The 17,193-nt window shown below is 70.6% G+C and carries 21 protein-coding genes; 9 read left to right on the forward strand and 12 right to left on the reverse strand.

Annotated features, from left to right (window positions below):
* Positions 1–281: 281 nt before the first annotated feature.
* Positions 282–1,868, forward strand: a complete 1,587-nt coding sequence (locus OG500_RS16680; RefSeq protein WP_327067471.1) for an acyl-CoA carboxylase subunit beta — start codon at positions 282–284, stop codon at positions 1,866–1,868.
* Positions 1,869–1,967: 99 nt separating this feature from the next.
* Positions 1,968–2,180: an acyl-CoA carboxylase epsilon subunit gene (locus OG500_RS16685; RefSeq protein ID WP_327067472.1), complete on the forward strand. Its 213-nt coding sequence runs from the start codon at positions 1,968–1,970 to the stop codon at positions 2,178–2,180.
* Here OG500_RS16685 and OG500_RS16690 read toward each other — a convergent pair.
* From OG500_RS16690 to hemL, 9 genes are all read right to left on the reverse strand, one after another.
* Entirely contained in the window at positions 2,158–2,652 is a 495-nt protein-coding gene (locus OG500_RS16690; RefSeq protein ID WP_329581033.1) for a GNAT family N-acetyltransferase, read from the reverse strand. The genes OG500_RS16685 and OG500_RS16690 overlap by 23 nt on opposite strands.
* Positions 2,653–2,717: 65 nt before the next feature.
* On the reverse strand, positions 2,718–3,122 hold the full coding sequence (locus tag OG500_RS16695; protein WP_327067474.1) for a hypothetical protein: 405 nt from the start codon (positions 3,120–3,122) through the stop codon (positions 2,718–2,720).
* A gap of 189 nt (positions 3,123–3,311) precedes the next feature.
* On the reverse strand, positions 3,312–4,427 hold the full coding sequence (gene ccsB / locus OG500_RS16700; protein WP_327071583.1) for a c-type cytochrome biogenesis protein CcsB: 1,116 nt from the start codon (positions 4,425–4,427) through the stop codon (positions 3,312–3,314).
* Between the two features lie 45 nt (positions 4,428–4,472).
* Positions 4,473–6,251, reverse strand: a complete 1,779-nt coding sequence (resB, locus tag OG500_RS16705) for a cytochrome c biogenesis protein ResB (RefSeq protein WP_327067475.1) — start codon at positions 6,249–6,251, stop codon at positions 4,473–4,475.
* A 1-nt stretch (position 6,252) separates the two neighbouring features.
* A complete protein-coding gene (locus tag OG500_RS16710) occupies positions 6,253–6,999 on the reverse strand; it encodes a cytochrome c biogenesis CcdA family protein (protein ID WP_327071584.1) in 747 nt (248 codons plus the stop codon).
* A gap of 35 nt (positions 7,000–7,034) precedes the next feature.
* Positions 7,035–7,637, reverse strand: a complete 603-nt coding sequence (locus tag OG500_RS16715; RefSeq protein ID WP_327067476.1) for a TlpA family protein disulfide reductase — start codon at positions 7,635–7,637, stop codon at positions 7,035–7,037.
* A gap of 107 nt (positions 7,638–7,744) precedes the next feature.
* Positions 7,745–8,347, reverse strand: a complete 603-nt coding sequence (locus OG500_RS16720; RefSeq protein WP_327067477.1) for a TlpA family protein disulfide reductase — start codon at positions 8,345–8,347, stop codon at positions 7,745–7,747.
* 116 nt (positions 8,348–8,463) lie between these two features.
* Positions 8,464–9,141: a histidine phosphatase family protein gene (locus tag OG500_RS16725; RefSeq protein ID WP_327067478.1), complete on the reverse strand. Its 678-nt coding sequence runs from the start codon at positions 9,139–9,141 to the stop codon at positions 8,464–8,466.
* Entirely contained in the window at positions 9,138–10,472 is a 1,335-nt protein-coding gene (hemL, locus tag OG500_RS16730; protein ID WP_327067479.1) for a glutamate-1-semialdehyde 2,1-aminomutase, read from the reverse strand. The genes OG500_RS16725 and hemL overlap by 4 nt, the downstream gene beginning before the upstream one ends.
* 285 nt (positions 10,473–10,757) lie before the next feature.
* Between hemL and OG500_RS16735 the strand changes: the two genes are divergently transcribed.
* Positions 10,758–11,345, forward strand: coding sequence for a hypothetical protein (locus OG500_RS16735; RefSeq protein ID WP_376778494.1), 588 nt, complete (start codon positions 10,758–10,760; stop codon positions 11,343–11,345).
* Positions 11,346–11,404: 59 nt separating this feature from the next.
* Here the strand turns inward: OG500_RS16735 and OG500_RS16740 are convergent, their stop codons facing one another.
* Together OG500_RS16740 and OG500_RS16745 are read right to left on the reverse strand one after the other, a co-directional pair.
* On the reverse strand, positions 11,405–13,054 hold the full coding sequence (locus tag OG500_RS16740; protein ID WP_329581043.1) for an RICIN domain-containing protein: 1,650 nt from the start codon (positions 13,052–13,054) through the stop codon (positions 11,405–11,407).
* A gap of 205 nt (positions 13,055–13,259) precedes the next feature.
* Positions 13,260–13,499: a chaplin gene (locus OG500_RS16745; RefSeq protein WP_184937003.1), complete on the reverse strand. Its 240-nt coding sequence runs from the start codon at positions 13,497–13,499 to the stop codon at positions 13,260–13,262.
* A 253-nt stretch (positions 13,500–13,752) separates the two neighbouring features.
* Here OG500_RS16745 and OG500_RS16750 point away from each other — a divergent pair, with 253 nt between their 5' ends.
* The 4 genes from OG500_RS16750 (at position 13,753) to OG500_RS16765 (ending at position 15,251) form a co-directional block, all read left to right on the forward strand.
* Complete coding sequence (locus OG500_RS16750) at positions 13,753–13,992, forward strand: chaplin (protein WP_184937001.1); 240 nt, start codon at positions 13,753–13,755, stop codon at positions 13,990–13,992.
* 186 nt (positions 13,993–14,178) lie between these two features.
* A complete protein-coding gene (locus OG500_RS16755; protein WP_327067481.1) occupies positions 14,179–14,421 on the forward strand; it encodes a chaplin in 243 nt (80 codons plus the stop codon).
* 95 nt (positions 14,422–14,516) lie between these two features.
* Entirely contained in the window at positions 14,517–14,786 is a 270-nt protein-coding gene (locus OG500_RS16760) for a chaplin (RefSeq protein WP_327067482.1), read from the forward strand.
* A gap of 87 nt (positions 14,787–14,873) precedes the next feature.
* Positions 14,874–15,251: a hypothetical protein gene (locus OG500_RS16765; RefSeq protein WP_327067483.1), complete on the forward strand. Its 378-nt coding sequence runs from the start codon at positions 14,874–14,876 to the stop codon at positions 15,249–15,251.
* An 80-nt stretch (positions 15,252–15,331) separates the two neighbouring features.
* On the opposite strand, the gene OG500_RS16770 is transcribed toward OG500_RS16765, so the two are convergent.
* A complete protein-coding gene (locus OG500_RS16770; RefSeq protein ID WP_329581049.1) occupies positions 15,332–16,015 on the reverse strand; it encodes a hypothetical protein in 684 nt (227 codons plus the stop codon).
* Between the two features lie 426 nt (positions 16,016–16,441).
* Here OG500_RS16770 and OG500_RS16775 point away from each other — a divergent pair, with 426 nt between their 5' ends.
* Positions 16,442–16,780, forward strand: a complete 339-nt coding sequence (locus tag OG500_RS16775) for a rodlet layer protein (protein WP_184936991.1) — start codon at positions 16,442–16,444, stop codon at positions 16,778–16,780.
* A 69-nt stretch (positions 16,781–16,849) separates the two neighbouring features.
* Positions 16,850–17,188 carry a rodlet layer protein gene (locus OG500_RS16780; RefSeq protein ID WP_184936990.1) on the forward strand — a complete coding sequence of 113 codons (339 nt, stop codon included), beginning with the start codon at positions 16,850–16,852 and terminating at the stop codon, positions 17,186–17,188.
* Positions 17,189–17,193: the final 5 nt, after the last annotated feature.

Consider the following 17,193-nt stretch of genomic DNA (forward strand, 5'->3'; position numbering starts at 1 on the left):
CCCACTCTGAGCTGGGGAATCGACTTTTCCGCCAAGACACTGCCGATCTTGGCGTGCACGGCGCAAGGCGGCGCCCAGGAGGCATTCGAGTGACTGTCTCCTCGGCCTCGCGATCAGGATTTCTGTATGGCCTCGACAGGTAAACCGAGAGGACCTTGTACGGAATCAACGCCGAAACGGAGTGGCCCGGCCTCGTAATGTCGTAGGGGAAGAAGGAAATCGCAGCCGGAGCCCACAGCCGACACCGACTGCTCGCTCGCTCACATACCTGGGAGTTCGAGATGACGGTGTTGCAGGAGGCCGCTGCGGGTGAGCCCGCGGACGCGCGTGGCCGGGTCGCGGAGTTGCACGAGTTGCGTGCGGCGGTGCGGCGTGGTCCCAGTGACAAGGCGACCGAGGCGCAGCACGCGAAGGGCAAGTTGACGGCGCGTGAGCGCATCGATCTGCTGGTGGACGAGGGTTCGTTCCACGAGGTGGAGCCGTTGCGCCGGCATCGGGCCACGGGGTTCGGGCTGGAGAACAAGAAGCCGCACACCGATGGTGTGATCACGGGCTGGGGTGCGGTGCACGGGCGGACGGTGTTCGTCTACGCGCACGACTTCCGGATCTTCGGCGGGGCGCTGGGTGAGGCGCATGCGCAGAAGATCCACAAGATCATGGACATGGCGATCGCGGCGGGTGCGCCGCTGGTGTCGCTGAACGACGGCGCCGGGGCCCGGATCCAGGAGGGTGTCACGGCGCTGGCCGGTTACGGCGGCATCTTCCAGCGCAACACCCGGGCCTCGGGGGTGATCCCGCAGATCTCGGTGATGCTGGGCCCGTGTGCGGGCGGTGCGGCCTACAGCCCGGCGTTGACCGACTTCGTCTTCATGGTCCGTGAGACCTCGCAGATGTTCATCACCGGTCCGGACGTGGTGCAGGCGGTGACCGGGGAGAAGATCAGCCAGAACGGGCTGGGGGGTGCGGATGTGCACTCCAGCGTGTCGGGGGTGTCGCACTTCGCCTACGACGACGAGCAGTCGTGCATCGAGGAGGTGCGCTACCTGCTGTCGCTGCTGCCGCAGAACAACCGGGAGATGCCGCCGGCCACCGCCAGCGAGGACCCGGTCGAGCGGAGCAACGACACGCTGCTGGACCTGGTGCCGGCCGACGGGAACCGCCCCTACGACATGCGCAAGGTGATCGAGGAGATCGTCGACCACGGCGAGTTCCTGGAGATCCACGAGCGGTGGGCGACGAACGTGATCGTGGCGCTGGCGCGGATCGACGGGCACGTCACCGGGATCATCGCGAACCAGCCGCAGTCGCTGGCCGGGGTGCTGGACATCCACTCCTCGGAGAAGGCCGCCCGCTTCGTGCAGATGTGCGACGCGTTCAACATCCCGCTGGTCACCCTCCTGGACGTGCCCGGCTTCCTGCCGGGTGTGGACCAGGAGCACGACGGGATCATCCGCCACGGCGCGAAGCTGCTGTACGCGTACTGCAACGCCACGGTGCCGCGGATCTCGCTGATCCTGCGCAAGGCCTACGGCGGGGCGTACATCGTGATGGACTCGCGCTCGATCGGCGCGGACCTGTCCTACGCGTGGCCGACCAACGAGATCGCGGTGATGGGCGCCGAGGGCGCGGCCAACGTGATCTTCCGGCGCGACATCAACGGGGCCGAGGACCCCGAGGCGATGCGCGCGCAGAAGATCAAGGAGTACAAGAACGAGCTGATGCACCCGTACTACGCGGCCGAACGCGGCCTGGTGGACGACGTCATCGACCCCGCCGAGACCCGCGCCGTCCTCGCCCACGCCCTGGCCATGCTCCGCACCAAGCACGCCGACCTGCCCAGCCGCAAGCACGGCAACCCACCGATGTAGCAGCCGCCGCCCGGCGGCCGACCGCCGCCGGGCCCGCGCGCCACCTCGTCGACCACAGCTTTCCGGGGGCACCGCTTTCCGGGGGAGAGAGACCCAGCCATGACCGCAGCAGCCGAACCGCTCGTCCGCGTCACCCGCGGCACCCTGTCCGACGAGGAGCTCGCCGCCCTCACCGCCGTCCTGCTCGCCCGCGCCGCCGCGAGCGCGGCGCCGGCCGCCGGCCTGGCTCCGGTCGAGCCGATCGCCCGCTGGCAGCGGCTGGACCGCCACCCCGTGTACTACTCGCCGGTCAGCTGGCAGTGGGCCGCCTGATCAGCTCCTTCTCGAACCAGTGGGCGGCGAACGCGCTGTCGTTGTAGCGGGGTATCTCGCGATAGCCCTGCCGCGCGTACAGCGCCCGCGCCTCCACCAGGTCGGCGCGGGTGTCCAGGCGCAGCGTGGTCAGCCCCAGCTCCAGCGCCGCCGCCTCCACGGCGGCGATCAGCCGCCCGCCGGCGCCCTGGCCGCGGGCGGGTGGGCCGAGGTAGACCTTGGTCAGCTCGCCCAGCCCCGGCGCCAGCTCGCGCAGGCCCACGCAGCCCACCGGCAGGCCGTCCAGCCGCGCCACCAGGAAGGCGGCGAGTCCGGTGACGGGCTCCCACTCCTCGACCTGGTCGACCTCCGCCTCGGTGGCGGGGCGCTGGTAGTAGCGGCCCACGATCTCGGTCAGGTAGGCGCGCAGCAGGGCGACGGCCTCGGGGTGGTCGACCGGGGTCGGCTCGATGGTCCAGATCTTCGCGTTCACGCGGGTCATGATGGCCGCGACGGCACCCGCGGGGCACCTGCTTTTCCCCCGGGCCGAGGCCGGGGCTAGGCGGCCACCAGGCCGGTCGAGCGGCCCGCGTGCATCAGGTCCAGGTGGTCGGCCAGCAGCTGCGGGTCCTGGGCCAGCCAGAGCCGCAGCGCGGCGCCCAGCATCGAGCTGCCCGAGCCCAGCCGCACCCCGGTCGCCAGCGCCACCTGGTCGGCGGCGGGCACCAGCAGGTCGGCCAGCGGCGCGGGCAGCCAGACCGTCAGGGCGCACGGGGCGGGCTCGGTCAGCGCGGCCAGCAGCAGGTAGGCGCGGGCGGTGCCGGACAGCGTCGGCAGGATGTCGAGCAGCCCGTCGGCCACCACCTCGGACAGGTCGCTGCGGTGCCCCTGCGCGAGGCGCCGCAGCAGTGCCCGCTCGGCGACCGTGATCCGGACCGTCAGCATGAGCTCATCGCTGTCCATGTCGCGACCTCCCCGCTGCCTGGTGCACCGGCATCGGTACCGGTACGTCCCACTCTGTACAGCCAGTCACTCGTTCCGACTCCTGCCCATCGCACCGGCACTGACACCCCGTCAGGCCGGTGATCTCGCCGACACCGTCAGCTGCGGTCGGCGGGATCGGCGGCGGGACGGGGTGCCGGGACGGTCGGATCAGCCCACACCCGCGTAGGAGTGCTTGCCGGTGATGAAGATGTTGACGCCGTAGTAGTTGAACAGGAAGCAGGCGAAGGCCAGCAGCGCCAGGTACCCCGCCTTGCGGCCCTTCCACCCCGCGGTCGCCCGGGCGTGCAGGTAGCAGGCATAGACCACCCAGGTGATGAAGGACCAGGTCTCCTTCGGGTCCCACTCCCAGTACTTGCCCCAGGCCGCCTCGGCCCAGATCGCGCCCGCGATGATGGTGAACGTCCACAGCGGGAAGACCAGCGCGTTGATCCGGTAGGAGAGCTTGTCCAGGGTGGCGGTGGCGGGCAGCCGTTCCCAGATCGAGGCCGCGGTCTTGAACGGGCCGCCCGGCAGGCCGGCCGCCACCCGCTTGTCGTAGGACTCGCGGCCCAGGTAGAGCGCGGTGGTGGCGAAGGCCGCGTAGAAGGCGCCGCCGCAGATGATCGCGGCGGTCACGTGGATCGCCAGCCAGTAGGAGTGCAGCGCGGGCACCAGTTGCTCGTCGTCCGTGTAGAGCACGCTGGTGGCCAGGCCCAGGGTCAGGCAGGCGGCCACCACGGCCGGCAGGCCCATCCAGCGGACCGGCTTGCCGAGCGCCAGCATCAGCAGGTAGGCGCCGATCATGGTGACGCCGAAGGCGCAGGAGAACTCGTACATGTTCCCCCACGGCCAGCGCATCACCGACAGGCCGCGGCAGAGCACGCCGCCGAAGTTGCACAGGAAGCCGAGGACGGTGAGCGAGATGGCGATCCGGCCCGCCAGGTCGCCCTTCTCGCTGCTGCCGGCCGCGCCCGGGCCGTCGAAGTCCAGCTCGTCGCCGCGGCCGCTGGTGACCACGGTGGCGCCCTCGCCGGCCAGCGCGGTGCGGGTCAGCGTGGTGGTGCCGCCGTCGCCGGTGGCGACCGTGACGGTCACCTTCTTGGCCGCCTGGGCCGCCGCCGCCTGTCCGGGCAGGCTGGCCGCGGCGGCAGCGGCGGCCAGCGAGGCCTGCTCGGCGGAGCGGCGCGCGACGCCGCCCTTGCTGCCGAAGGTCCACTCGAACATGTGGGCGAACATGGCCAGCGCGTAGACGAACATGGCCGAGTAGATCAATTTGTCGGACATGCCCGACAGTTGGGTATTGACCCCGGTGGCGAGGTTAGTCACCGTCTACTCCTTGGATTCCGGTGCGGCGGGGGTGGCATCTGCGGGGGTGCCGGGTGACTCTCCGGGCGAGTCGGCAGGCGGATCGGCCGGTGCGTCGAGCGACGCCTCGGCCGGTGCTTCGTCGTCGAGGGCCGGGGCGTCGTCCTGGAGGTCGACCGCCAGCTCGGCCAGCTCCTCGGCGATCTTCGCCGACTCGCTGCGGGCCAGGCCCGCCAGCTCCACCAGGGTCCGGCCGTCCGGCGTGGCGACCGCGCGGACCCAGATCCGGCGGCGCTGGACCATCAGCGAGCCGATCAGGCCGAGCACCGCGAGCACCGCGCCGGTCAGCGCGACCGAGTTGCCGGGGCGGTGCGAGACGCTGAAGTTCGCCCACTGCTTGTAGCCGTCGAAGGTGATCGACCCGTAGCCGTCCGGCAGTTCCCAGCCCTGGCCCGGGACCATCTTGACCTTGGCCGGCTGCCCGTCCTGCTGCAGCTGGGTCATGTGGCTCAGGTCCAGCTGGTAGATGTTCTGCGGCTGGCCCGAGTCGGTGCCCAGGTCGCCCTCGTAGGCGGTGAGCACCATGGTCGGGGCCGCGGGGCCCGGGAAGAGCGAGCGCGGGCCGGTGTTGGCGTCGAAGTTGGCCGGCGCGGTCGGCAGGAAGAAGCCCTGGAAGCCCAGCTGGACCTTCTTGCCGTCCTTCTGCCCGTAGTCGCCGACCTTGATCACGCCGGTCGAGGTCAGGTTGGTGTCCTGCGGCAGGAAGGGCACCTGGTCGTGGTAGACGACCTTGCCACTGCCGTCCCGCACCGTGATCACCGGGGCGTAGCCGTGGGCGATCAGGAAGACCTTGCTGCCGTCGATCTCCAGGGGCTGGTTGACCTGGATCTCACCGCCCTTCAGCTTGGTCGGGTCCGCGCCCTTCCAGTACTGGATGTGCGCGGTGAAGTCGCGGGCCTCGCCGATCTGGTCGCCGGTGGTCTGGTAGGTGGCGGTGAAGTTGTTCAGGTTGAAGCCGAACGGGTCCAGGTCCTCGGGGCCGTAGAAGGCCGACCCGGTGAAGTTGTCCAGCTGGGTCATGGTGTTGGTGTAGCCGCCGCCCTCCACCACCAGCTTGCTGCCGGTACCGCTGGCCAGGCTCGCCCAGGCGAAGCCGGCCAGCAGGGCGAAGAGCGAGAGGTGGAAGAGCAGGTTGCCGACCTCGCGCAGGTAGCCCTTCTCGGAGGCGACCGCGCCGTTCGCCAGGTGGGCCCGGAAGCGGCGCTTGCGCAGCAGCCGCTCGGCGGCGCGCACCGCCGTCTCGGGGTCGGCGTCGGTGTGCCAGGCCGCGTAGACCGGCATCCGGGTGAGGTTGGCCGGCGCCGCCGGCGGCTTGGCCCGCAGCACCCCGACGAACTGCCAGGTCCGCGGGATGATGCAGCCGGCCAGCGAGATGAAGAGCAGGATGTAGATCGCCGAGAACCACACCGAGCTGTAGACGTCGAACAGCTGGAGCTTGATGTAGATCGGCGTGACGCTCTTGTGCGCGGCCTGGAAGGTCTGCACCTTGAACGGGTTCTCGCTGGTCTGCGGGATCAGCGAGCCCGGGATCGCGGCCAGCGAGAGCATGAAGAGCAGGATCAGCGCGACCCGCATCGAGGTCAGCTGACGCCAGGTCCAGCGCGCCCAGCCCAGCAGCCCTATGCCGGCCGGCGCCTCCGCCTCCTGCGGCGCGCTGGTCAGCCGCCCGGCCGACACCTCGTCCGCCGGGGCATCACCCGGCGGTGGGGTGGCGTCCGCGGACTTGAGGTCGGTGTCACTCACGTCAGATTCCGATCTCGCCGCTGGGGGCGACGTACTGAAGCTGGTTCACCAGGTAGTCCCAGCCGCCGGTGATCAGCAGGACGCCGACGGCGACCAGCATGCCGCCGCCGATCCGCATGACCCACTGGTAATGCCGCTTGATGAAGCTGAAAGCACCGAGTGCCTTGCGGAAGGCCAGCGCCGCCACCACGAACGGTAGGCCGAGTCCCAGGCAGTAGACGGCCATCAGGAAAGCTCCGCGCGCCGCGCTGGCCTGGGTGAACGAGAGCGAGAGCAGGGAGGCCATGGTCGGCCCGGTGCACGGGGCCCAGCCCAGCCCGAAGACGACGCCGAGCAGCGGGGCACCGAGCAGGCCGACCACCGGCCGGCGGTGCGAGCGGAACTCGCGGTTGGTGAATCCCGGCAGGAACCCCATGAAGGCCAGGCCCATCAGCACCGTCAGGCTGCCCAGCACGATGTTCACGGTCTGCCGGTCGTCGCGCAGGGTGTTGCCGAAGTTGCCGAAGAGCGCCCCGAAGGAGATGAAGACCGCCGCGAAGCCCGCGATGAAGAGCATCGAGCCGGCCAGCATCCGTCCGCGCCGGCGCCCTTGGGCGTCCGCCAGGTCGGCGGCCGAGAAGCCGGTGATGTACGAGAGGTAGCCGGGGACCAGCGGCAGCACGCAGGGCGAGAAGAACGAGACCAGGCCGGCCGCGACCGCCACCGGGACGGCGAGCAGCAGCGGGCCGCTGCTCACCGTCTGGTTCATCCCGTTGCCGTCGGCGAGCAGGGTGAGGGCGCCGGTCACGAGTGCTGCTCCGCGAGCAGCGGCTCCAGGATGGCGTCCATGTCGTAGATCGAGACCGGCCGCATCGCGCGGGCGGCCAGCCGGCCCTGGCGGTCCACGACCATGGTGGTCGGGATGGTCTGCGGGTTGAGGCTGCCCTTGGGGAACTTGAGGATCTGGGTGCCGTCCGGGTCGTAGATGCTCGGGTAGGTGATCCCCTGGTTCGCCTCGAACTGCCGGGCGTTGGTCGGGTCGGTGTCCCGGGTGTTGATGCCCAGGAACTCCACGCCCTGGTCCTTGTACTTCTGGTACGACTGCTCCAGCCCGGCGGCCTCCTTGCGGCAGGGCGAGCACCAGGAGCCCCAGATGTTGATCACCACGATCTTGCCGGTGTAGTCCGAGAGCGCGACCTGCTTGTTCTCCAGGTCCTTGCCCGAGATCGCCGGGGCCGGCTTCCGGTTGGCCAGCGGAACGGTGTCCACGCCGCCGGTGCCGGTGATGAATCCGGTTTGGGCGTCGGCACTGCCGCCGCTGCCGGTCGAGCTGCAGCCGGCGAGGGCGAGAACGGCGGCTGCCGCGGTGAAAAGCGCGGCCAGGCGGAAGCGGGGCGTACCAGACATGTGAAAAGTTTCGCATGACAGTTCAGGGCGTTTCAGGGGGGTCGGCAGTTGCGTGTCGACCCCCCTGTGAACTGCGGGTGTAAAGATCCTTTAAGCGCCGATCGGCGTCAGGAATGCTGCTCCGCGAGCAGCGGCTCCAGGAGGGTGTCCAGGTCGTGGCTCGAGACCGCCCGCATCGCGCGGGCGGCCAGCCGGCCCTGGCGGTCCACGACCAGGGTGGCCGGCAGGGCCTGCAGGTCGACGCTGCCCTTGGGGAACTTGAGGATCTGGGTGCCGTCCGGGTCGTAGATGCTCGGGTAGGCGATCCCGTGGTTCTCCTCGAACTGCCGGGCGTTGGTCGGGTCGGTGTCCCGGGTGTTGATGCCCAGGAACTCCACGCCCTGGTCCTTGTACTTCTGGTACGACTGCTCCAGCCCGGCAGCCTCGCTACGGCAGGCCGAGCACCAGGAGCCCCAGGCGTTGATCACCACGATCTTGCCGGTGTAGTCCGAGAGCGCGACCTGCTTGTTCTCCAGGTCCTTGCCCGAGATCGCCGGGGCCGGCTTCCGGTTCGCCGGTGGGACCGTGCCCAGCCCGTCCTGGCCGGCGACGAACCCGCCCTGGGCGTCGGCACTGCCGCCGCTGCCGGTCGAGCTGCAGCCGGCGAGCGCCAGCACGGCGGCTGCAGCGGTGAAAAGCGCGGCCAGGCGGAAACGGGGCGTGCCAGACATGTGAAAAGTCTCGCACGGTAGTTGAAGGTGTTTCAGGGGGGTCGGCAGTTCTCTGCCGACCCCCCTGTGAACTGGGACTGTAAAGATCCTTTAAATGCCGATCGGCGTTAAGCGGATCAAGCCCCGAAACTCTTGCCCACCGGCTTGTCACCCTTGCCGCCCTTGCCCACCAGGTGGGCCGGCAGCAGATCCCGGGCCGGCTCGCGGTAGCCGACCGAGACCAGCTTGTCCCCCTCGTAGGTGAAGCTGGTCAGCGAGGCCAGCGAGCACTGCCGCTTGCGCGGGTCGTGCCACAGCCTGCGCTTCTCGGCGAAGGAGCGGGCGATCCAGATCGGCAGCTGGTGGCTGACGCAGACCGCCTCGTGCCCGCGCGCGGCGTCCCGCGCCCCGGCGAGCGCGCCCATCATCCGCACCGCCAGCTCCACGTACGGCTCGCCCCAGGACGGGCGCAGCGGGTTGACCAGGTACTTCCAGTAGCGCGGGTTGCGCAGCGAGCCGTCGCCGACGCCGAAGGTCTTGCCCTCGAAGATGTTGTCGGCCTCGATCAGGCGCTCGTCCACCGCGACGGTGAGACCGTGCGACTTGGCGGTCGGCTCGGCCGTCTCCTGGGCGCGCTCCAGCGGGGAGGCGACCACGTGGGTGATGTCGCGGTCGGCCAGGTGCTCGGCGACCCGGTCGGCCATCTGCCGGCCCAGCTCGGACAGGTGGTAGTCGGGCAGCCGCCCGTAGAGCACGCCCTCGGGGTTGTGCACCTCGCCGTGGCGCACCAGGTGCACCACCGTGGTCTCGGTCATCGCAGCTCCTCCGCGGGCTTGGCCAGCGCCGCGGCGCGGGCGGCGGCGGGCAGCGCGGCGGCGATCCGCTCGATCGCGCGCTCGTCGTGGGAGGCCGAGACGAACCAGGACTCGAAGGCCGACGGCGGCAGGTAGACGCCGTCCGCGAGCAGGCTGTGGAAGAACTCGGTGAAGCGGAAGGCCTCCTGACGCTTCGCGGAGGCGTAGTCGGTGACCGGCTCCTCGGTGAAGAAAACCGAGAACATGGTGCCCGCCTTCTGCAGCCGGTGCGCCACGCCCTCCTTGGTCAGCGCCTCGGAGACCAGGCCGGAGACCGTGTCGGCGACCCGGCCGAGGGTCGCGTAGACCTCGTCGGTGCAGGCCCGCAGCTGGGCCAGGCCGGCCGCGGTGGCGACCGGGTTCCCGGAGAGCGTGCCGGCCTGGTAGACCGGGCCGGCCGGGGCCAGGTGGGCCATCACGTCGGCGCGACCGCCGAAGGCCGCGGCCGGGAAGCCGCCGCCCATCACCTTGCCGAAGGTCAGCAGGTCGGGCGCCCAGCCCTCGCCTGCCGCCTCCAGGCCGTACCAGCCCGCCTTGGAGACGCGGAAGCCGGTCATCACCTCGTCCGAGATGAAGAGCGCGCCGTTCTCCTGGCAGAGCCGGGCCAGGCCGGCGTTGAAACCGGGCCCCGGCGGGACCACGCCCATGTTGCCGGGGGCGGCCTCGGTGATCACGCAGGCGATCTCGCCCGGGTGCCGGGCGAAGGCCTCCGCCACGGCGGCCAGGTCGTTGTACGGCACCACGATGGTGTCGCCCGCCTGGGCGCCGGTCACGCCCGGGGTGTCCGGCAGCGCGAAGGTGGCGACGCCGGAGCCGGCCGCGGCCAGCAGCGCGTCCACGTGGCCGTGGTAGCAGCCGGCGAACTTGACGACCTTGGCCCGGCCGGTGAAACCGCGGGCCAGCCGGATCGCGGACATGGTCGCCTCGGTGCCCGAGGAGACCAGGCGGACCTGCTCGACCGGAGCCACCCGGGCCACGATCTCCTCGGCCAGCTCGACCTCGCCCTGACCGGGGGTGCCGAACGAGGTGCCCTTGCCGACGGCCTCGCGCACCGCCTCCAGGACGGCCGGGTGCGCGTGGCCCAGGATCATCGGGCCCCAGGAGCAGACCAGGTCGACGTACTCGCGGCCGTCGGCGTCGGTCAGGTAGGGGCCGTTGCCCGAGACCATGAAGCGCGGGGTGCCGCCGACGGCGCGGAAGGCGCGCACCGGGGAGTTGACCCCGCCGGGGGTCACGGCCGAGGCGCGCTCGAAGAGCGACTGGGACTGGGGTGCTTCATAGGGGTAGCTCACGAGACCACATCCTCTCAAACGGCGCCGCTCTCAAATCGTGTCCTTTACCTCTGCATGTCGGGGCCGATCATCTGGAACGATGATCCGTGTGCGGCCACGGTCGGTTCATCCCGCACACTGGAGAGCGCGGCGACGCGCCCCGGTGCGGGGCTGGGCGCGATGTGACGTGATGCGGTCGACGCTGGCCGGGCACGGCGCACAATCGCTGACATAACGGGAAAAAGGGACATCCGGCGGGACACCGGAGGTCCGGGGGTCTGTCGATTCCGGCGAATTCCGGTGAGGATGGTCCGAGTGTCCGAGGAGCAGGACGGCTTCGAGGAGGCCACGGGGGCCGGCCGCAAGGCCGCCCGCGCGGGAAGGGGAAGGCGGGGTGAGGGACGCGTGGGGGTGACGTACAAGTACTTCGGCGCACCCGACCGCGCGACCGCCGCGAGAGTCCCCACCGCGCTCGGCCCCGGGGGGCTGGGGCTGGACGCCGGCGAGCTCGGCTCGCTCGGGCGCCTCGGCGACCTGATGGAGACCAGCGGCTCCCCCACCGGCCACCTCTCCACCAAGATCAAACCGGAGACCATGAGCGCCATGGTCCTCACCGGCATCGAGGGCGTCCCGCTCCACCAGGTCCCGCCGCTCGAACTGGTCGTGCTGCACCCCGACTACGCGGTGGTCCAGCTGCCCCACACCGTGGTCGAGCCCCTGCGCAAGGCGGACGAGACCGAGCTGGGCGCGGCCGCCTTCATCTGGTCCACCGTCCCCGACCGGCGCGGGCCGCGGGACGCGTTCGTGATCTACACGATGCTGCACGAGTGGCAGGACTTCGCCAACCGGCTGCACGACGCGGGGCACCAGCTGTACTGCCTGGTGTGGCCGTGAGCTGACCCGCATGGGGTGGGAAGTCGGGCGGGCCGGCTTCCCACACTCACGTGGCGGGCTCAGCCGTGCAGGTAGACAATGCCGAGCTTGGTGAGCTGCCAGAGCTGGGCCGGTGCGCCGGTGTCGGCGGCGAGTTCCACGATCGGGTTGTTCTGGGCGTCGTGGTCGGCGCTGACGGTGGCGACCTTGGTGGTGTCCTGGGAGTCGGCCAGCTTGTACTGGTTCTGGCCGGCGGGCTCGAAGATCCAGTGCTGGTTGCCGCCGCCGTTGCAGCCCCACTGTTCGAGGCGGGTGCCGGGGGCGGTGGCCGCGCCGGTGGCGTCCAGGCACATGGTGCGGTTGCCGCTGAAGTCCAGTTCGTAGCTGCCGCCGGGCTTGGCCTCCAGCACGAAGGACTGGTTGAGGCCGCCGTCCGCCGGATAGTTGATGGCGAGTCGGCCGTTGGTGGCGTCGCCGTAGGTCCCGCCGCCCGCGAAGTCGAGCACCTGGCCGGTGGCGGCGTTGGTCAGCTGGTACCAGGCGCCGTCCTCGGGGACGTCGCCGAAGGGCTGACCTAGCGTCAGCGGCATGATCGTGGTGCCGTCGGCCTGGTCCAGGGTGCAGTAGGCCTCCTGCTGGCCGGGCTCGTTGTAGAACTCGCCCAGGCAGTTGCCCTCGGCCTGGTAGCCGGCGACCCGGGGGTGGTAGGACTGCCGGATCTCGTTCTCGCAGAGCGAGAGGATGCCGATCGAGTAGTCGCAGCCGTTGCGGGTGTTCTCCGAGAGGTCGATCACGTCGCCGTTGGTGTACTCGTAGGGCGAGGTGGTCCACTCGGCGCAGACCTCGTGGCCGTAGGTGACCCGGCGCTGGTCCAGGAAGCGCACCCCGGGCACGGCCTCGGCGGCCTGGCGCAGCGCGTCGTCGAAGGTCGGCACCACCCAGTTGTGGCCCCAGGCCAGGTCCTCGGGGAAGGCCGGGCAGCCCTGGGCCACCTTGGTCGCGTAGTCGTTGCTGCGGATGTCGGGGGTGATCGGGGTGAAGTACGACTGGTAGACCAGCTGGTAGTCACCGTCCGCGTAGCCGGCGGCGCGCATGGTCTGGCGGACGTCGGTGAGCGCGGCGGTCACCTTGGGGATCACCGCGGCGGCCCGCTGGGTGATGGTGGCGCTGCCGATGGTGTCCCGGCAGCCCTGCGACTTGGGGATCGGGAAGTACTGCCCGAGGCAGCTCTCCATGATGCCGCTGAAGTCGAAGTCGTCGTTGGCGCCGATCGTGACGACGACCATCTTGACGTCGTACTTGCCCGCGGTCTGGGCGAGTTGGGCGTCCTGCTTGGGCTCGCCGAAGTCGCCGCTGCCGCCGCCGGTGACCTTGGCCAGGGTCGGATCACTGACCAGGTCGCCGGTCTGGGCCCCGGAGCAGGCCAGGTCGACGGCGGTGACGCCGGACAGGCCGGTGTCGAAGATCTCCGACTGGGGGTGCCGGTGGCAGTAGTCCTTGGGGCCGTCGGTGCCGGCGAAGTAGCCGTCGTTGGTGTCCGTCCCGGCGCCCTCGCCGGAGATCGCGCTGTCGCCCAGCGAGACCACCGCGCTGGGCAACGCGGCCCGCGGCGACGGGGAGTCGGCGGCGGCGTGGGCCGGTGGGGCGCCGGTGGCCAGGCCGATGGTGGCGACCAGTGCGGCGACCGCGAGCAGCACGGTGGGCGGACCGGATGTGAGCTTCCTGATCACGCAGACTCCTTGGTGGGGGTGGCGGAGCTGTGCGGTGAGCGGGTTCACATGGTAGGTACTGACAAGTAACGCAACAAGGCTCGCGGCAACAGAAGTTGAGCCCCACTCATATAGCCAGGCGGAGAAGGGCCGCGCGGACAGGCCAAAGCCGCCGCCAGTCGTCTCAGGAGGGGAGACGACGGACGACGGCTTCGCCAGGGGTGGATCAGCCCTCGTTGACGCAGGTGTTGCCGAACGCCGGGTTCAGCAGACCGATCACGTCGATGCTGTTGCCGCAGGCGTTGACCGGAACGTGCACCGGGACCTGGATCAGGTTGCCGGAGAGGACACCGGGGGAGCCGACCGCGGCACCCTCGGCGCCCGCGCTGGCCATGGCGGTCCCGGCACCCGCGGCCACGATGCCGACCACGGCGGCGCCGACAGCGGCAGCCTTCTTGACGCTCATATTGAGTCTCCTTGTTGCTGAGCACGATGCGTGCATGACCAGCAACGACCCCATACCGCGAGGGGTTGCGGCCCACCCCGCCGAATTCACCCGTTTGCGCGCAGCCACCCGGCCCACCGCCCCTGCCCGGACCGCGTGTGCAGGCGATCGGGTGATCCAGGACGGTGCCCGTTTCCGGCCGCGCCGGTGCTCGTTCTATGTCGGGAAGCCGCTTCACACCGTCAGCAATCGTAGGCAGAAAGAGAATTCCGTCATGCGCAAGCTCGTCCACGGCGCGTTCGGCGTGGCCGCCGCCGCCGCTCTGATCATCGGTGGCGCGTCCGCCGCCTCGGCCAACGCGGGTGCCGAGGGTGCCGCGGTCGGTTCGCCCGGTGTGCTCTCCGGCAACCTGATCCAGGTCCCCGTGCACGTTCCGGTGAACCTCTGCGGCAACAGCATCGGCCTCGTCACCATCCTGAACCCGGCCTTCGGCAACACCTGCGTCAACGCCTGACCACCAGGACGGTAATTCCGGTCCGCCGCCCGCTCGAATCGCCGGGCTTTCGCCCGGCTGAGTGAATTCGGGCCGGTCGGCCGGAACCTTCCGATCGCCCATCCTGTTTCGCCCGGTACCCGGGACGACCGGGACGACGAAGTGTCCGACCGAAGTGCTCCCGGGAAATCAACGGAGGAATAACTCATGCGCAAGTTCTCGAAGTCCCTCGTCCTGACCACCGCCGCTGCGGGCCTGCTGCTGGCCGGTGCCGGCGCGGCCAACGCCAGCTCGGGCGCCCAGGGCGTCGCGGCCGGCTCGCCCGGCGTGCTGTCCGGCAACGCCATCCAGGTCCCGATCCACATCCCGGTGAACCTGTGCGGCAACACCATCGACGTGATCGGCGCGCTGAACCCGGCGTTCGGCAACACCTGCGCCAACGCGGGCTGAGCCACCCCCCGCTGACCCGGCGCCGCGGGCTGTGCGGCCGCCTCCCCCTGGCAGCACAGCCCGCCACCCCGTGATGATCCCCTAGGAGATCCCCCATGCAGTCCACCAAGAAGCTCGCCATCCTCTCCACCGCCGCCGTCGGCCTGGTGATCGGTGCCGCCGGTGCCGCCAACGCCAGCGCGGGTGCGGAGGGCGTCGCCGCCCACTCCCCCGGCGTCGCCTCCGGCAACGCCATCCAGGTGCCGGTGCACATCCCGGTGAACCTGTGCGGCAACTCGATCAACGTGATCGGCCTGCTGAACCCGGCGTTCGGCAACACCTGCGCCAACGTCGAGGCCCCGCACCACCACGACGACGACTGCTGAGCAGCGGAAGTCGCGTGAGCGCTGTCCCCCGGACTTCCGCGTCCGGGGGACAGCGCCGTTTCCGGCCCGCAAGAGAGAAGGACCCCGTTGAGCCTCACCACCACCAGCGGCGCGCTGGCCGCGCTGGGGGCGGCCCTGCTGCTCGCCCCCGCGGCGGCCGGCACCGCCATGGCCGACTCCGCCGTACCGCAGGCCCCCGTACCGAAGGCACAGCTGCAGCCGACCGAGGTCGGCCCGGCGCTGGGGGCCGTCGGCTACGTCACCGGGCCGGTCAAGGACCTGCGCCTGGACCCGTTCGCCCAGTCCAGTGCCGATCCGCTGAACAACGCGGTCGCGGTCAAGCCGGACAACCCCGGCATGCGCCCGGTCAGCAGCACGGCCGTCACCGGGGCGCTCAGCGACGGCGGCGGGGCCAAGGACCTGCCGGGCCTGGGGCTGCTGCTCGGCGCGGTGCCGGGCCACTGAGCGAGCGCCCGTCGGGCATGGGTCAGGCCCGGTGCGGGTGCTCGCACCGGGCCTGAGCCATGCCCCGGGGCCGCAGGGCCTCAGCCCTGGGTGGCCTCCTGGGCGGTGGCCGCGGTGGTGTCGAGCAGGTCCTGCGCCGTCTTGAGCATCGGGGCGTGCTGGTCGGGCCCGCCGAGCGAGGCCTTGGCGTCCGGGCCGGCCGAGAGCGCGCCGGGCAGCACCCGCGGGTCCAGGTCGCCCGCCGACAGCGAGCCGTTCTTCAGCTGGCCGTCCGCACCCTCCACGAAGTTGAGCGGGTGCCCGAGGCCGACGGCCGGGCCCACCGCCTTCAAGGGGGCCGAGGGCGCGTCCAGGTCCAGGTTGCCGGGCCGCACCCCGTCGGCCACCGCCGGCAGCGGCAGGTCGCTGCCCAGGCTCGGGCCGACCTTGCTGAAGTTGAGCGCGGGCACGACCTTGTCCGGCACCAGCTCGTGCTTCTCCGGGCCGCCCTGCACCGGCGGCAGCACCGGGGAGGCCGGCAGCGCACCGTGGACGTCCCCGCCCAGCGGCAGCATCGGCGCGTGCTCGCTGACCGTCTCCAGCGGGATCCGCAGCGGCACCGTCTTGGTCGCCAGGCCGTTCTCCATCGCCGCCACCTGGGCCGGGGTCATCGGCTGGCCCGGAGTCATCGGCTGGGCACCGGCGGCGCTGCCCGCGCCCTGGCCCGCGATCGCCGACGCACCGACCGCCAGCAGCAGTACACCGGTCCGCTTGGGAAGCTTCATCGTCTTCTCTGATCCGATCTCGTGAGGCACTGGGACGTGTCCCCGGCACCGGTGGGCCCGTCGCACGGCCCGCCGGACAGGACCGGGGTCGATCTGTTTCAACGACCCGGCGCGGTTGGAGTAGGCGCGGCTTAACCGGAATGGCTCATTAATAGCACCGACACGCCGGTTGATTCGGTCGTACGGAATTTTTCCCGGCACGCCTCGCGTAACTTTCCGGGCCGCCGTTCTTTGATATCGATGTCACCGCACAACGAGCATGACAACGGCCGGATCGGGTGCCCGATCGCACCGCAGCCAGAGGTCTGCCGAATGTGATCACTTTCCTGAATACGCCGCGGACGTCATGGTGACCGCAGACCAGGTCAATTCGGAGAACGGATTGCACCCAGACGCAGCGGACGCAGCAATCCAGAGAGGAACCTCATGATCAAGAAGACCCTGGCCTCCGTCGGCCTGGTGGCCGCCGCGATGGCCGCCGGCGTCACCCCGGCGATGGCGATCGGCAACGCGGACGGCTCCGCGGCCTCGCTCTCCGGCAACGGCGGCACCAACAACACCGGCACCTGGGGCAACCACAGCCCCAACTTCCACTTCCTGGACAACACCAACATCTGCCTGCCGGAGATCCACCACGTCCAGGTCGGCCTCGTGCCGGTCCAGGCGGACGTGCCGGTCGGAAACCAGCAGCTGCACCAGGTCTGCAACCAGGGTCAGCCCACCCAGAGCAACGGCGACGGTGTCGCCTCGCACCTGATCGGCTGAGCAAGCAAGCCACCTCGCTCCACCCGCTCCACCTCCCCCAGTAACCCCGTAGCAAGAGAGAGCACTCCCATGCTGAAGAAGGTCCTCGCCACCGCCGGTCTGGCCACCGCCGCCATCGCGATGTCCGCCGCCCCCTCGATGGCGATCGGCGACGCCGACGGCTCGGCCGCCTCGGTGCAGGGCAACGGTGGCACCAACCACACCGGCACCCACGGCGACCACAGCCCGAACTACCACACCCTGGACAACACCAACGTCTGCCTGCCCGAGGTGCACCACGTCCAGGTCGGCCTCGTGCCGGTCCAGGTCGACGTGCCGGTCCTCAACCAGCAGCAGCACCAGATCTGCAACGTGGGCCAGACCACCCAGGCCAACGGCGACGGCGCGCTGTCGCACCTGATCGGCTGACCAAG

Origin of the sequence: Kitasatospora sp. NBC_01250, from assembly GCF_036226465.1 — a bacterium.
Lineage (GTDB): Bacteria > Actinomycetota > Actinomycetes > Streptomycetales > Streptomycetaceae > Kitasatospora.